This window comes from Nocardioides terrigena (assembly GCF_003047265.1).
GTDB lineage: Bacteria > Actinomycetota > Actinomycetes > Propionibacteriales > Nocardioidaceae > Nocardioides > Nocardioides terrigena.
Map to the genome: position 1 here is coordinate 230,282 of NZ_PZYY01000007.1, position 13,784 is coordinate 244,065.

Consider the following 13,784-nt stretch of genomic DNA (forward strand, 5'->3'; position numbering starts at 1 on the left):
GCGGTCGGGCCGGTCCGGTCAGAAGCGGTAGCCGAACTCCGCGACGTCCTTGGCGTAGACCTCGGCGATCCGGTCGCGGGTGGCTGGGGTGTAGTAGTCCCGCCACGAGCCGCTGGAGCGTGCGTTGCGGTGGGGGAGCTCGATCGGGGGCAGGTCGAGGTCGCGCTGGATGGTCGCGATGTCCTCGGCGAGGTGCTCGGTCCGGCCGATGAAGTCGACTCGGTGGTCGTCACCCACGAGGTAGTCGACCTGCGGCATGGCCAGCCGGTCGTGCTCGGCGGTGCCGCGCAGGATGAACTCGTCGAAGTCGGCGTACGCCGCGACCGCCCGCCACAGCGGGTTGCCGTCCCGCGTGGAGCCCCACTGCCCGTCCTGGGCGCGCCCTGACGCCGGCCCCCAGCGGTGGTTCCAGGTGTCGATCATCGAGTACCACGACACCATCCGCGACCACGGGTTGCGGACGAAGCCGAACGACCAGTAGTCCACCAGTCCGGGCTCGTGGCGCAGGATCCGCTGGAGGCGGGCGTGCCGCTGCTTGCCCACCGTGCGGGCGTCCGGGCAGGCCTCGCGGAGCAGCTGCTCGACCGACGCCCCGCCCGTCTTGGGGATGTGGACGAAGAGCATCCGGCGGTCGTCGGAGATGAGCACCCGAGCAGGCTAGACGACGGCCCGCGGCCGCGTGGCGGGGCGGCCGGTCGGGCGGTGTGCAGCCGCCACCTACGCTTGCCGGGTGAACCGCTTCCGCGCCCGCAACCAGTCCGAGGCCACGCTCCGGTCGTCCCCCGACAAGGTGTGGGACGTCCTCACCGACCCGGTCCTGCTGACCAAGCTGACGCCGTACCTCAAGCACATCGAGGTCGACGGCAAGCACTGGACCTGGAACCTCACCCACATCCCGGTGATGAGCGCGACCGTGGCGCCCACCTTCACCGAGGTGATGACCTTCGACGAGCCGACCCGGATCACCTTCACCCACGACCCCGAGCGCCCCGACGAGCGCACCGGCGTGGACGGGGAGTACCTCCTGCGACCCGATGGCACGGGCACCCACGTCTCCATCGACCTCGAGATCTGGTGCGACCTGCCCCTCCCGCGGTTGTCGCGGATCCCGGTCGAGACCGTCATGCACGGCGTCGTCGCGGCCATGGGCCGCCGCTTCGCCCACAACATGCTCCGCCACCTGGGGGAGTGATGGCCGACTCCGCCCGCCGGGTCCTCGTCCTCGGAGCCACCGGCTACATCGGTTCCCGTCTCGTGCCCGAGCTGCTCGACCGCGGCTACGTCGTCACCGCGGCGTCCTCGCGGCAGCCCACGCCGGAGCGCTTCTCGTGGGGCCACCGGGTCGACTGGGTGCGCTGCGACGTGACGGACGAGTCCGACGTCGAGGTCGCGCTGGAGGGTGTGGACGCGGTCTGCTACCTGGTCCACTCGCTGAGCTCGCGCGGGTTCTCCGAGACCGACCGGCTGGGCGCCGAGACCGTACGCCGCGGCGTCGACGCCGCGGGCGTGTCCCGGCTGGTCTACCTGTCAGGCCTGGTCCCGCAGGTGCCCCGCGACCAGCTCTCCGAGCACATCACCTCGCGCCTCGAGGTCGAGGAGGAGCTGCTCGCGTCGACCGCCTCGTCGGTCGCGCTGCGCGCCGGCGTGGTCATCGGCGCCGGATCCACGTCGTTCGAGGTGATCCGCCAGCTGGGGAGCCTCCTGGTCTTCCAGCCCATCCCGCTCTGGCTGCGCTCACGGGTGCAGCCGATCTCGGCCACCGACGCGGTGCGCGCCCTCGTCGAGGCGCTCGAGCCGGGCTCGACCCTGACGGGCGCCGTCGACATCGGCGGCCCGGACGTCCTGCGCTACCCGCGGCTGCTGGCGGCGTACGCCCGCGCCGCACGGCTGCTCCGCATCCGGGTGCCCGTCGCCATGATCCCCACGCCCGTCGCGGCGGTCGGCACGGCGGGACTCGTCCAGGCGCCCTTCTGGACCGTCAACGCGCTGGTGGAGTCCCTGCGCCACGACATGGTCTGCCGGCCCGGGGCGACCTGGGTCCCGGCCGACGGTGTGGCGCTGATCGACGTCCGCGAGGCCATGCGCCGCGCGGTGAAGGGGCAGGTCGGGACTGCGGAGGCGCCGCTGCCCAGCGACCCCGACTGGACGCGCCAGCGCGCGCCGGTCCTCGACGCCCTGCACGCCCCGCGCACCGTGCGGGCCGGTGCCAGCCTCGCCTGGCACCGGCTCCGCCAGCTGTCCGACTGAGCCGGGGCGGACCGGCGAGCTACTCCGCGCCGATGCGGCGCAGCAGGTGCGCGAGGTCCGGGTCGCCGCCACGGAAGCGGCGGTAGGACTCCATCGCGTCGACCGACCCACCCGGCCCGAGGAGGGTCCGGCGGAAGTGCTCACCGGACTCGCGGGTCATCCCGCCCTGCTCGCCGAACCAGGCGACGGTGTCGGCGTCCATGATCTCCGACCACAGGTAGGAGTAGTAGGCCGCGGAGTAGCCGCCACCGAAGATGTGGTGGAAGTACGCCGAGCGGTAGCGCGACGGGACCGGGGCGTAGCGCACGCCGGCGCGCTCGAGGGCGGCCAGCTCGAAGGCCTCGACGTCGACCGGGTCGGTGGGCAGCTCGTCGGCGGGGGTCTGGTGCCAGGCCTGGTCGAGCAGCATCGCGGCGAGCAGCTCGGCGTACCGGTAGGTCTCCTTGCCCGACGTGCCGAGCAGCTGCTCGACCCACGCGGCCGGCATCGGCTCACCGGTCTCGTGGTGCACGGCGTAGCGCGCGAGCAGCGTCGGCTCGAACGCCCAGATCTCGTTGACCTGGCTGGGGAACTCGACGAAGTCGCGCGGCACCGACGTGCCGGAGCGTGACGGGAACCGCACGTCGGAGAGCAGCCCGTGCAGGTCGTGGCCGAACTCGTGGAAGAGCGTGATGACGTTGTCCCACGACAGCAGGCTGGGCGCACCCGGGGCCGGCGGCGGGAAGTTGCACGTGTTGGTGACGACGGGCCGGTCGTCGAGCAGGTGGCTCTGGTCCACGATGCTTGTCATCCACGCGCCGCCCTGCTTGGTCGGACGCGTGTAGGGGTCGATGACGACGACCCCGAGGTGGCTGCCGTCCTCCTCGCGCACCTCGTAGACGCGGGCCACGTCGGTGTAGCCGACCAGGTCCTCGCGCGGGTGGAAGGTGATCCCGTATAGCGCGGTCGCGGCCGCGAACACGCCCTCGGTCAGCACCCGGTCGAACTCGAGGTAGGGACGCAGGGCACCCGGGTCGAGCGCGGCCTCCTCGCGTCGCAGCCGCCCGTCGACGTACGCCCAGTCCCACGGCTCGAGGGTCGCGCCGGGCTCGGTCTGCTCGAGGTGGGCCTGGAGCTGCTCGCCGCGCGCCCGGACCAGGCCGTACGCGGCGGGGCCGAGGCGGCCGAGGATCTCGTTGACGGCCTCGGTGCTGCCCGCGCAGCCGACCTCGGCGGCGTACGCCGCGTGGTGCGGGTAGCCAAGCAGCAGCGCACGCTCGTGGCGGAGGCGGGCCATGGTGAGCAGCACCTCGCGGGTGTCGGTCTCGGCGTCCGCCCCGTCGGCGCTGACGAGGCCGCGCTGGGCACTCGCCCGGAAGACGCGCTCGCGGGTGGGGCGGTGGGTGAGGGAGCCGAGCACCGGCTGGCCGGTGGTGTTGGTGATGGTGAGCAGCCAGCCGTCCAGTCCGGCAGCCCGGGCGGCCTCGTGGGCGGCGGCCCGCTGGCCGTCGTCGAGGCCGTCGAGCTCGGCCTCGTCGGTGACGTGGACGGCCGCGGCGTTGCGGCCGGCGACGAGCATCTGGTCAAACCTCGTGGAGAGGGTCGCGAGCTCGGTGTTGAGCTCACGCAGCCGGGCCTGCTGCTCCTCGGGCAACGCGATGCCGCCGCGCTCGAAGTCCTTGAGCCGCTCGGACAGCAGGTGCTCCTCCTGCTCGTCGAGGGCGACCTCGCCGGCGTCGCGGCGGGCGGCCAGTGCGGTGAGGCGGCCGTAGAGGCGGGCGTCCATCAGGATGGCGTCGGAGTGCTGCGCCAGCCGGGGCGACATCTCCTCCTCGATCGCGTCGCGCTCGTCGTTGGTGTCGGCGGACTTGGCGACCCAGAAGGCGTTCATTGCACGGGTCAGGAGCGCCCCGGACCGTTCCCAGGCCTCGAGGACGGTGGCCACGGTGGCGGGGGAGTGGTCGCTCGCGATCGCGGCCAGCTCCACCAGGTGCTCGGCCATGCCCTGCTCGATCGCCTCGCGGTAGTCGGCGTCGGTGAGGTGGGCGTAGTCGGGCAGGTCGAACGGCAGCGTCGACGGGGCCAGCAGCGAGTTGGTCATGGGCCCCATCCAAGCAAAGGACCCGCCGCGGCCGGACGCCCCCGCGCGGGCGCGACCCTCAGCCGCAGTTGTCGCAGACCTTGGTGGCCGGGAGCGCCATGTTGCAGGTGGCGCAGGTGTCGATCGGCTTGGCCAGTGCGGAGGCCTTGCGGGCCCGGGTGCGCGCGGCGCTGACCTTCTCGGTCAGGGTCGGGACGCCGCCGTCGGCCGGCAGGTCGGCCGCCTCGAAGTAGGTGTGGCACGCCAGGCGCTCACGGGCCGCGTGGTCGTCGGCGTCGCCGATCTCCTCACCGCGGGTGTCGAGGACGGTCGAGGCGTACGCCGCGCCGACGCTGCCCTGGGCGTTGACGGCGAGGGCGGCGAGGTTGGGCTCGTTGCGCTCGGCACAGTCGCGGGCCACGCGGTTGAGGACGTCGGCCATCCAGTGCTGCATGGGCTGGCGGGTGGTGATCCCCGTCGCCTCCTGCATCTGCGCGGCGAGGTCCTTGTAGCTGATCATGGCGCGGTAGCGCTCCGCGGTCCTGATGAGGACCGGGCGGGCGGCCTCGGCCCACGCGGTGCGGGTCGACTCGGTCGGGGGGCCGCTCACGTCCTCTTGCTCGATCTGGTCAACAGTGTCGAGCTCAAGGTCAGTCATACCTCGACAGTAGCCCCCGAGGGGTGGTCCGGCCCCTTCGGGGACGCGGGCACGACCGGTAGTCGGACGCTGGGAGCAGACGCGCGCTCTCCTCCGTTCGTCACTCGCCGGCCCACCCGCCGAGCCACGCGGCCAACGTGACCTCGTCCGTCCACGGCCGCAGCCGCGTCTCCAGCGGCGGCCCGTCCGGGGCGAGGTCGGGACGTCCCCACCGGGCCGCCCGGCGGAGCAGGCGCAGGTCCTGCAGCTCCGCGCAGCCACCGGCGATCTCGCGGGTGGCCGCGCGGCCGTCGAGACCCTCGAGGAGTCCGGACCAGGCCGCGGCATCCCCCGCCAGCCCGCGTCGTACGACGAGGTGCTGGCGCGCGGTGTCGGGCACGTCGTCCTCCAGCCCGACGACTCGGGGGTCGGTGCCCACGAGCGCCCGGTGCTGCGTCCCGAGCCGGACGGCAGCACGGGGCAGGGCGGCGAGCAGCGAGTCGACGGTGACGAGCAGCTCGGTGTCCTCGAGACCGGGAGCGCAGGTCACGACGACGTCGGCCGGGCCGCGCGCGAGCCCGCGCCACGTCGTGCCCGGCGCCGACGTCCGGTCGGCCACGCCCACCGTCTCGGCGAGCCGGGCTGCGGGGTCGATCTCGCGCGCCCCGGCGTCCGGGCCGTCGTGCCACGCGACCGCGTCCGGGCGGTGGGCGAGCAGCCCGCCCGCGGTCCAGGACCGGTGGGCGAGGTCCCAGTCCTCGCCGCCGTAGGTGTCGAAGGTCTCGTCGAAACCGCCGAGCTCGTCGTACCACCAGCGGCTGCACGCGAGCACGGCGCTGATCACGAAGCGGTGGCCGGACCCGTCGGCGTCCAGCAGGTCACGGGTGCCCGCGTAGGCGGTGCGCAACCAGTCGGGCTCGGGCAGCTCGAGCGCCGGCCCCACCTCCTCGACGGCGTCGCCGGGACCGGTGCCGGCGAGGTCCGCGTGTCGCCGGCGGCCGACGACCAGGGCCTCGGGCAAGGCCTCGGGCAGGGCGACCATGCGCTCGACGAAGTCCGGCTCCGGGGTCGTGTCGGCGTCCAGCAGCACCAGCACGTCACCGGTGGTCGCGGCCACGCCGAGGTTGCGGACGGCGGCGGCGCGGAACCCGTCGTCGTCCTGCCGCACCAGCCGCACGCCGGGTGGGACCACGGGCGCACAGCGCGACCCGTCGTCGGCGACCACGATCTCGTCGGGCGGCCGGGTCTGGCGACCCAGCCCCGCCAGCGTGCGGTCGAGCTCGACCTGCTGGTCGTAGTGCGCCACGACCACCGAGACGGTCCGCCGGGGAGCACCCTGGGGGGCGAGGTCCCAGCGGTTGCCGGGCACGCTCGACCCGAACGGTGGTGCGGTCATCCGCCCACCGACGCCCACCACGTGCGGTAGGCGGCGACGGTGTCCTCGAGCCGCGGCCCGAGGTCGGTCCCGGGCGGGATCCACGTCGTCTCCGGTCGGAGCAGCGCGGCCTCGAGGCGGGGGACCAGCGTCGCATCGTCGAAGAGGGTGATCGTGCCGGGCCGCAGTGCCGCCATCTCGCGGGCGTACTCGCCGTCGCGGACGAGCGGTCGCCGTCCCGCCGCGATCCACGAGTTGACGCTCCCCGAGGCGGACACGTTGCGGTGCGCGGCCACCGGCACCGCGACCCGGCGCAGCGCACGGCTCACCTCGTCCTCGGGCACGCGACCGGTGACCTCCACCGGGACGCCGCGCGCCCGGCTCGTCCGCAGCAGCTCCACGACCTCGTCGACATGGCCCGGCGCAGCGTCGCCGAGGACGCGCACCCGCACTGCCGTCCCGCCGCGACGCAGGGCCGCCGCGGCCCGCACGACCTGACGGTGGCCCTTGCCGGGATAGACGAACCCGAAGACACCGACCACCGGTGCCGTCGCGACCCGGTTGGCGCCGGACTCCAGGCCGGCCGTGTCGAAGACCGGCAGGGGGATCACCGTCCCGCGGGCGTCAGCGGCGCACCAGCGACCGACGAGGGCGTGCTCGTGCCACGAGTTGGTGGCCCAGGCGTGGGTGGCGCGCACCATCCGTCCGTACGCCGCCGCGCGGGCCTCGAACACCGGCCCGTCGGTGGGCTGGGGGACGTCGTGCAGCGTCACGGTCAGTCGCACCCGCCGCGCCAGCGACTCCACCGCGGCCGCCGCGGCCGCCGGGTCGCGGTCGAGGAGCCGGTCGGTGACGTGGAGGTGGACCGACCCTCCGGCGTACAGGTGGTCGACGTCGCGGACGACGTGCGCGCCCGCCGCGCCGCCCACCTCGCCGGCGTACCGGTTCACCCCGTGGGTCTCGGGCCCCAGCAGCAGGTGGAGCGGGGTCGCGAGGTCCGCCTCGCGTCGTCGGGTCGGGGATGGCAGCACCCCGACATCCTGCCGTTCTTCCGGAGCCTCGGGCTCCCCCCAAAGCGTGGTGCTGGCCCGGGCCCGCACGGTGACTCCCTGCCCGACGAGCCGGATCGGCGCTACGTTCGCGACATGACGTTCTCGATCGTGGCCCGCTCCGACGACGGTGAGTCCTGGGGCGTCGCGGTCGCGTCCAAGTACCTCGCCGTGGGCTCCGCGGTCCCCGCTGCCGGCGCTGGCGTGGGGGCGGTGGCCACCCAGGCCTGGGTCAACGTGGCCTACAAGTCCGCGGCCCTCACCCACCTCGGGGAGGGCGCCTCTGCTCCCGCAGCTCTCCAGCGGCTGCTCGATCCGGACGACGGGCGGGAGCACCGCCAGGTGGGGATCGTCGACGCCGAGGGTCGGGCCGCCAGTCACACCGGCACGGAGTGCCTGGAATGGGCCGGGGGAGTGACCGGCGAGGGGTACGCCATCCAGGGGAACATCCTCACCGGCGAGGAGGTCGTGATCGCGATGCAGGACGCCTTCGTGGCGAGCGATCCCTCGGCACCCCTGGCCGAACGCCTGATGGTGGCCCTGCGTGCGGGTGACGAGGCCGGTGGCGACGCGCGAGGGCGCCAGTCCGCGTCGCTCCTCGTGGTGAGGGACGAGGCCGGCCCGGACGGACGCGACGACATCGAGGTGGACCTGCGAGTGGATGACCACACCCGTCCCGTCGACGAGCTGGAACGGCTGCTCGGGCTGCACCAGCGCCTCAGCGCCGAGGTCCCCGAGTCCGAGCGCACGCCCGATACTCCTGAGCTCTTCGCCGAGATGGACGCCCGCGCGCGGTGCCTGGGCCTCCGGTCGTTCGTGGTGTGGATCGGGATGAACGACTACGAGCACCTGGGGGGCGACGGCTGGACGGCCACCCGGCTCGTCGAGGAGATGCGGGAGGCCACGCCGGACTGGACGGCCGAGGCGTGAGCACGCCGTCTCGTCCGCGTGCGCTGGCGTGGGTGGCGGGAGTGGCCGTCCTGGCCGGGGCGGTCCTCCTGACCTGGGTGGTCGTGCGAGCAGTGACGACCGAGCCGGTCCCGTGGACCAAGCCGGCGGAGGTCGACGGCGCGGTCGTGCGCCTGACGTACCTGGGCAGCGAGTGCCGCGACGGGGCGTCCGTGGACGTCGAGGAGGATGCCGGGCGAGTGGTCCTCACCGTGCAAGAGACGGTCTACAGCCGCTCGTGCAGTGACGTGGGCGTCACCTACGACCACGAGGTGCGGCTCGACGAGCCCCTCGGTGAGCGCGAGCTGGTCGACGGGGCGTGCCTCGTGGAGGAGCTGTCGCGCCGCAGCGCGTGTCGCTGATACCGACCGCCCGCCACGGCGAAGAGGCGCGCCGATCACGATCGGCGGGGCCTAGGGTGGACACATGTCGTGGAACCCGTTGCGCAGGTCCCGGGAGCGCCGTGAGGCCGAGCTCGAGGCCGTGGACCGGTGGCGCATCGCCCGGCGGGTGGCCGACGAGGACGTGACCGTCCTGGGCGAGCAGCTGGCCGACCTCCACCTCGACACGCTCGCGGACGAACTCGACGACGAGACCGCGTACCACTACGGACGTGCCCTCGAGCACTACGAGCAGGCCAAGGACGCGGTGCGCACCTCCACGACGGTGGCCGACGTGTTCGCCGTGGAGCAGGTCGTGGCCGACGCGCGTTACCACCGCGCGGCCGTGCTGGCCCTGCGGGCGGGCGACCCGCTGCCCCAGCGTCGCGAGCCGTGCTTCTTCGACCCGCGCCACGGCCCGAGCATGCGGGACATGCCGTGGGCGCCCCCGTCCGGCGTCGAGCGCACGGTCGCCGTGTGCGCCGCCGATGCCCGGCGGCTCGAGGGCGGCGAGCAGCCGGAGGTCCGGATGGTGAGGGTGGGCGACCGGTACGTCCCGTCCCACGAGGCGGGCGGGATCGAGGCGGTCGTCGACCGGTACCGCACCATGCGCGACGAGCGGCCGGAGTCGCACAACCGCAAGAACCTCGCCGAGGCCTACATCGACCAGGCCGTCAACGGTCCCGACGGTCGGTTCGGCTAGAGCCAGTGCCATGGGCGTCGTACGGGCCGGCAGTGCCACTCTCGCGAACGGACTGAGGCTGCCCTACGCGGAGACCGGGAGCCCGACGGGTGAGCCGGTGGTGTTCGTGCACGCGTACGTCGAGTCCTGGCGCTACTTCGAGGCCGTGCTCGAGCACCTGCCCGCGTCCCTGCACGGTTTGGCGCCCACCCAGCGTGGCCATGGCGACGCCGACGCGCCGGAGGACGGCTACCGCGTCGAGGACTTCGCCGCCGACGTCGTGGGGTTCATGGACACGGTCGGCCTCGGGACCGCGGCCCTCGTCGCCTCCTCCAGTGGCGGGCTGGTGGCCCAGGTCGTCGCGAGCACCTGGCCCGCCCGGGTGTCCGCCCTCGTCCTCATCAGCAGCCCTGCCCACCTCGGCGACAACCCGGCCGTCGGTGCGATGTGGAAGGAGGTCTCGGCCCTCGAGGACCCGCTGGACCGTGCGTTCGTCGAGGACTTCGTGCGCAGCACGTCGCCGGCCTCGGTGCCCGACGACGTCATCGAGGTCCTGGTCGAGGAGAGCCTCAAAGCGCCCGCGCGCGTGTGGCGGGAGACCCTGCGCGGCCTGATCCAGGCCGACGTCCGGGCCGACCTGCGGCGCATCACGGCTCCGACGCTCCTCGTCGTCGGCAGCGAGGACGAGCTCGTCGGCGACGACCAGGACGTGCTGCTCGCTGCCATCCCGGATGCGCGGCTGGTGGTGTACGACGGGGTCGGGCACGGCGTGCACCTGGCTCGGCCGGGACGCGTCGTCAGCGACGTCGTCACGTTCCTGACCGACCTGAGCCTCCGCCAGCCGCCCGCGGGCTCCTTGCCGACCTGAATGTCGGTGCCCTGCGACAGGGTGCGGCCATGGTCGACCTCGAGACACCCCACGACACCTCCGCGCGGCTGGAGGCCTACCAGGAGGTGGCGGGGCTCGCCGAGTGGTCCCCGTGGGCGCCGTTCGCCGAGGCGCTCCCGTGGGCGCCTCGCCTCCCCGGCGTCTACCTCTTCCGCGAGCACGACACCCACCGGGTCCGGTACGTCGGCATGGCCGGCGAGCGCGGTGGCGGCGGCCGGCCCCAGGGTCTCTACGGCCGGTTGTCCGTCCACCTCGCCGGCACGGGGGTGATGTCGGGCTTCGCGGAGGCAGCGCTCGACCGGGCGCTGGCCGACCCCGCGTGGGTCGAGGCCAGGCTGGACCGCCTCCGCGCCGGTCGTCCCGGGCGGACCCGGGACTGGGCCCGCGACGCCGTGCTCCGGCTCGCACCCGAGGTGAGCTGGGCCGCCTGCCACGAGCGGGCCGACGCCAGCCACCTCGAGGCGCAGGTCGACGCCCTGCTTCGGCCGTTCGGCCTGTGGAAAAGGTGATTGTCGAGCACGAGGAGCGGCCGCTGGCACGATCGTCGGGTGCCCGCCGACACCTTCCGCGACGTGGCCGAGGCCGCGTGGCGATGGGTGCTGGCCCAGGTCGGGGACGACGGGTCCCCCTGGATCCCGGAGTCCGTGCCCAGCCAGGTGCCCGGCCCTCCCGAGCAGCGCGACGGCCTGCACAGCGGCATCGGCGGACTCGCCCTTGCGCTCGCCGAGGTCCGCGCCACGCGAGCGTGGACCGACGAGGAGCAGACGCTCGCCGCGGCCCTTGCCGACCGCCTGCAGGCCCGGACCGCCACGACGACGGCGTACGACTACTTCGACGGCCTGGTCGGGGACCTCGCCTCCCTGGTCGCCCTGGGCGCGGACGGTGCCGACGCCGTCGTGGACCGGCTGATCGTCCTGGCCGCGGACGACGGGTGGACCCAGGAGGTCGTCGGTCCGCCGCGTTTCCGCCCCGCAGCGAGGATCAGCGACGCCACCCTCGGGACGGGCTCGGTGCTCCTGGGCGGCATCTGGGCCCGTCGACACGGGGTGGCGCGCTCCGGCGAGCTGGTCGAGCACGCGGCCGCGGTCCTGATGGGCGAGGCCGAGGACGTCCCGGCCGGTCTCCGCTGGCGCTTCGTCCCGATGCGCTTCAGGACCGAGGAGGACCCGACCGAGATGCCGAACTGGTCCCACGGCCAGGCCGGGATCGCTGCTGCGCTCGCCCTGGCCGGCGCCGAGCTCGACCGCCCGACGTGGGTCGAGGCGGCCCGACGTGGTGCTGAGCACCTGGTCTCCATCGGAGACGCCGCGGGGGGTGGGCTGTCCGTGCCCCGCTACGTCCCGCACCGAGTGCCCGACGAGGAGCCGTTCGCCCTGGGCTGGTGCCACGGTGCCAGTGGTACGTCGCTCCTGTTCGCCGCCCTGGAGCACGCCGGGGTCCCGGACGTCGCAGGCGCCACGCCAGGCGAGTGGCGCCAACGGTGCCTGCGGACGGTCCACACCTCCGGCGTCCCGCAACGACTACGACCCGGGTTCTGGGACAACGACGGTCGGTGCTGCGGCACGGCCGGTGTCGGCGACATCGTCCTCGACGCCTGGCAGCAGCACGGGCGCCAGGCCGACCTCGACCTCGCGCTGCGGCTCGCTGACGCCCTCGTGCTGAACGCCCAGGTGGAAGGCCCCCATGCGTGGTGGAGGTTCGTGGAGCACCGTGCTGCGTCGCCCCTGCTGTCGCCGGGAGTCGGGTGGATGCAGGGCGCGGCCGGCATCGCGGCGTACCTCTTCCGGGTGGATCGGGTGCTCGAGCACGGTCCGGCGGCAGTTGCGGTCCCGCGCCTCGACACGTGGTGGGCAGGTCCGGGCGTACGCCCGGCCCCCTGACCACGAGCGAGCACGGGCTGGCCGATCGTCCGGCCCGCCCCTGCGTCAGCCCTGCTCCTCCGAGCAGAACCACGTCGTCCGCCCGCCGACCGTGGCGCGCTGCATCGGCGCTCCGCAGCGGGGGCAGTGGCCACCGGGCGACCGGTGCTCGATGACCTCGCCGGTGTGCACGCCGCCGCGCCGGATCGCGGCGCGTGTCGCCTTCTTCAGGGCGCCGTGCAGCGCGGTGAGCGTGTCGTGGTCGAGGGTGTCCACCCGGCGTCGCGGGTCGAGCGAGGCCTGCCAGAGCGTCTCGTCGGCGAGCAGGTTGCCCACCCCGGCGAGGACCGACTGGTCGAGCAGGCGTGCCTTGACCGGTGCGGTGCCCCGCCCGACCCGCTCGCGGAAGTCCGCGACCCCCACCTCGGCGGCGTCCGGGCCGAGGCGGCTCAGGTCGGGGTCGAGCCGCACCCGGCCGAGCCGGCGCTTGTCGAAGAGGCGCAGCTCGCCGCCGTCGGCGAAGCGCACCGTGAAGCGGTCCCACGCGGGATCACGCCCGGGTGAGGTCGCGGCCGTGCCGCGCACCCGGTCGCCGCCCTCCACCGGGGAGCCCGAGCCGTCGGTGACGACGATCCGCCCGCTCATCCCGAGGTGGATCCCGAGGACCGGTCCGTCGGAGGAGGTCTCGCACCACATGCTCTTGCCCCGGCGCAGGGCGGCGGTCAGCCGGCGCCCGATCAGCGCGTCGCGGATCTCGCCGGGGGAGTGCGGCCGGCAGACCCAGGTGTCGGAGTCGTCGAGGTCGGCGATCTCGCGGTCCAGCGCCCCGGCCTCGATGACGGCGCGCGCGCTCTCGACCTCGGGGAGCTCGGGCACGCGTCAGGCCCGGGCGGTGAGGATGATCGGGTCGTCCTCGGTGATCGCGATGGTGTGCTCCATGTGGGCGCCCCGCGACCCGTCGGCGCTGCGCAGCGTCCAGCCGTCGGGGTCGGTGAAGATCTCGTCGGTCGTGTGCAGGAACCACGGCTCGATGGCGATGACCAGCCCCGGCTTGAGGGGGAAGCCGCGTCCCGGGGTGCCGTCGTTGGCGATGTGGGGGTCGCCGTGCATCGTCCGGCCGACCCCGTGGCCGCCGAACTGCATGTTGATGCCCAGCCCCGCCTCCCGGGCCACCGACCCGATCGCGTGGCCGATGTCGCCGATCCGGTTGCCCGCCCGGGCGGCTGCGATGCCGGCCTCGAGCGCCCGCCCGGTCACGTCGATGAGGCGCAGGTCCTCGGCCCGCGGCGTACCGACGACGAAGGAGAGCGCCGAGTCGGCGACCCAGCCGTCGACGGCGACGGCGAAGTCCAGGGTGACCAGGTCGCCGTCGGCGAGACGGTAGTCGTGGGGGAGGCCGTGCAGGACGGCGTCGTTGACCGACGTGCAGATCACCTTGCCGAAGGGCGAGGCCCCGAACGACGGGTGGTAGTCGATGTAGCAGGACTCCGCCCCACGCTCGCGGATCATCTCGTGGGCGATCTCGTCGATCTCGAGCAGGTTGGTGCCGACGTCGACGACGTCCGAGAGGTGGGTGAGCACCTCGGCCACGAAGCGCCCCGCGGGACGCATCTGCTCGATCTGGGAAGGACTGCGCAGCTCGATCACACCGGCCAGCCT

General features: G+C 73.9%; 15 protein-coding genes. 8 read left to right on the forward strand and 7 right to left on the reverse strand.

Annotation, left to right across the window (positions count from 1 at the left end; all coding sequences use genetic code 11):
- Nucleotides 1-18: 18 nt before the first annotated feature.
- Entirely contained in the window at nt 19-648 is a 630-nt protein-coding gene (locus tag DAE25_RS16765; RefSeq protein WP_107767285.1) for a sulfotransferase family 2 domain-containing protein, read from the reverse strand.
- Between the two features lie 82 nt (nt 649-730).
- On the opposite strand from DAE25_RS16765, the gene DAE25_RS16770 reads away from it, so the two are divergent.
- Both DAE25_RS16770 and DAE25_RS16775 read left to right on the forward strand, forming a co-directional pair.
- Nucleotides 731-1,192: an SRPBCC family protein gene (locus DAE25_RS16770; RefSeq protein ID WP_159083801.1), complete on the forward strand. Its 462-nt coding sequence runs from the start codon at nt 731-733 to the stop codon at nt 1,190-1,192.
- The gene (locus DAE25_RS16775) at nt 1,192-2,247 is read left to right on the forward strand and encodes an NAD(P)H-binding protein (protein ID WP_107767287.1); all 1,056 of its coding nucleotides are present in this window, start codon (nt 1,192-1,194) and stop codon (nt 2,245-2,247) included. The genes DAE25_RS16770 and DAE25_RS16775 overlap by 1 nt, the downstream gene beginning before the upstream one ends.
- Nucleotides 2,248-2,266: 19 nt before the next feature.
- Here DAE25_RS16775 and DAE25_RS16780 read toward each other — a convergent pair whose 3' ends face one another.
- From DAE25_RS16780 to DAE25_RS16795, 4 genes are all read right to left on the reverse strand, one after another.
- Nucleotides 2,267-4,327: a M3 family metallopeptidase gene (locus tag DAE25_RS16780; protein WP_107767288.1), complete on the reverse strand. Its 2,061-nt coding sequence runs from the start codon at nt 4,325-4,327 to the stop codon at nt 2,267-2,269.
- A 58-nt stretch (nt 4,328-4,385) separates the two neighbouring features.
- Nucleotides 4,386-4,964, reverse strand: a complete 579-nt coding sequence (locus tag DAE25_RS16785) for a hypothetical protein (protein ID WP_107767289.1) — start codon at nt 4,962-4,964, stop codon at nt 4,386-4,388.
- A gap of 100 nt (nt 4,965-5,064) precedes the next feature.
- Nucleotides 5,065-6,339 carry a glycosyltransferase gene (locus DAE25_RS16790; protein WP_159083802.1) on the reverse strand — a complete coding sequence of 425 codons (1,275 nt, stop codon included), beginning with the start codon at nt 6,337-6,339 and terminating at the stop codon, nt 5,065-5,067.
- Nucleotides 6,336-7,349: a glycosyltransferase family protein gene (locus DAE25_RS16795; RefSeq protein WP_107767291.1), complete on the reverse strand. Its 1,014-nt coding sequence runs from the start codon at nt 7,347-7,349 to the stop codon at nt 6,336-6,338. Before DAE25_RS16795 ends, DAE25_RS16790 begins: the two co-directional genes overlap by 4 nt.
- Before the next feature lie 114 nt (nt 7,350-7,463).
- On the opposite strand from DAE25_RS16795, the gene DAE25_RS16800 reads away from it, so the two are divergent.
- The 6 genes from DAE25_RS16800 to DAE25_RS16825 all read left to right on the forward strand — a co-directional run bounded on the left by DAE25_RS16800 (nt 7,464) and on the right by DAE25_RS16825 (nt 12,146).
- Nucleotides 7,464-8,297: a DUF1028 domain-containing protein gene (locus DAE25_RS16800; protein ID WP_107767292.1), complete on the forward strand. Its 834-nt coding sequence runs from the start codon at nt 7,464-7,466 to the stop codon at nt 8,295-8,297.
- Nucleotides 8,294-8,677: a hypothetical protein gene (locus DAE25_RS16805; RefSeq protein ID WP_159083803.1), complete on the forward strand. Its 384-nt coding sequence runs from the start codon at nt 8,294-8,296 to the stop codon at nt 8,675-8,677. Before DAE25_RS16800 ends, DAE25_RS16805 begins: the two co-directional genes overlap by 4 nt.
- Nucleotides 8,678-8,741: 64 nt before the next feature.
- Nucleotides 8,742-9,398, forward strand: a complete 657-nt coding sequence (locus tag DAE25_RS16810; protein ID WP_107767294.1) for a hypothetical protein — start codon at nt 8,742-8,744, stop codon at nt 9,396-9,398.
- A gap of 10 nt (nt 9,399-9,408) precedes the next feature.
- A complete protein-coding gene (locus DAE25_RS16815; RefSeq protein ID WP_107767295.1) occupies nt 9,409-10,245 on the forward strand; it encodes an alpha/beta fold hydrolase in 837 nt (278 codons plus the stop codon).
- A gap of 29 nt (nt 10,246-10,274) precedes the next feature.
- Nucleotides 10,275-10,775 carry a hypothetical protein gene (locus DAE25_RS23605; protein WP_199907645.1) on the forward strand — a complete coding sequence of 167 codons (501 nt, stop codon included), beginning with the start codon at nt 10,275-10,277 and terminating at the stop codon, nt 10,773-10,775.
- A 39-nt stretch (nt 10,776-10,814) separates the two neighbouring features.
- The gene (locus tag DAE25_RS16825; RefSeq protein WP_199907646.1) at nt 10,815-12,146 is read left to right on the forward strand and encodes a lanthionine synthetase LanC family protein; all 1,332 of its coding nucleotides are present in this window, start codon (nt 10,815-10,817) and stop codon (nt 12,144-12,146) included.
- 45 nt (nt 12,147-12,191) lie between these two features.
- Here DAE25_RS16825 and DAE25_RS16830 read toward each other — a convergent pair whose 3' ends face one another.
- Together DAE25_RS16830 and map are read right to left on the reverse strand one after the other, a co-directional pair.
- Nucleotides 12,192-13,001: an Fpg/Nei family DNA glycosylase gene (locus DAE25_RS16830; protein ID WP_107767296.1), complete on the reverse strand. Its 810-nt coding sequence runs from the start codon at nt 12,999-13,001 to the stop codon at nt 12,192-12,194.
- Nucleotides 13,002-13,004: 3 nt separating this feature from the next.
- The gene (gene map / locus DAE25_RS16835) at nt 13,005-13,772 is read right to left on the reverse strand and encodes a type I methionyl aminopeptidase (protein WP_107767297.1); all 768 of its coding nucleotides are present in this window, start codon (nt 13,770-13,772) and stop codon (nt 13,005-13,007) included.
- Between the last annotated feature and the right edge of the window lie 12 nt (nt 13,773-13,784).